The organism is Vibrio sp. 1249-1 (assembly GCF_033340495.1).
The window spans coordinates 1-715 of the sequence record NZ_JAWOWJ010000508.1 but is presented as its reverse complement, the minus strand read 5'-3'; the positions used below and the strand labels follow the sequence as shown (position 1 = coordinate 715).

The window sequence follows — 715 nt, the reverse complement described above, 5'->3', positions numbered from 1 at the left end:
ATATGGAAGGGCCGGCGATCGAAGTGCTTGACCAATTGCTTGCCAAAGCGGTCAGTGAATCACCATTGGAAACGTCCATTTTTGACGGTGCGTTAAAAGAGCGAGTGGAACTGTTCCAACGTTGGCAGGGCATCGGTGTGGATGGCATTGCGGGTCATCGCACGTTAGAGCGCTTACAACAAAGTGTGCAACCCAATGCGCCAACACTAGCAAGCATTAACAAGGAGGAGGCGTAATGTCAGTCATCAAACATGTTGGACTCTTTCTTGTGCCTATTAGTGTGTCAGCGATTGCGGTTGCGTGGCATTTAGATTTGCTTACGCCAGAGGCTCAAGCGGTTACGCCAGAGGTCGTGGTGGCGGAAGTCGTACAACCATTTGAAGTTTTAGATTATCCAGAATCAACGGATCTTGCTCAACTGCCACGAGAATGGCCGAGTGCCGAGTTATCTCGCGACATTGGGACATTCTTGCAACCCTCCGAGTATGCCAACGAGGGTGAGGCTCCAGATCCGACAACGGCTACTCCCGTCACGAGCACAGCATCTACGCGTCGTCGTGACGACTTAGGTTTGTCATTGGATGATCTAGACTTGTCTTCCTTGTCTCCAGATCTCGCCAAAAAAGTGGAAAATGCGCTGTCTCAAAACGATGCGCCGACTTCTGCTCCGTCACAGGTGAATGACTTGGAGCGCAATGCGCAGCAGTGGCAAGGA

The 715-nt window shown here is 51.3% G+C and carries 2 protein-coding genes; both read left to right on the top strand.

Features of this window, described 5'->3' with window-relative positions; genetic code table 11:
- Nucleotides 1-236 (top strand): peptidoglycan-binding domain-containing protein (locus R7Z50_RS27285; RefSeq protein WP_318149721.1); only part of this gene is annotated, 236 nt, incomplete at its 5' end.
- A partial coding sequence (locus tag R7Z50_RS27280; protein WP_318149720.1) for a hypothetical protein occupies nucleotides 236-715 on the top strand: 480 nt, incomplete at its 3' end. The genes R7Z50_RS27285 and R7Z50_RS27280, both read left to right, overlap by 1 nt.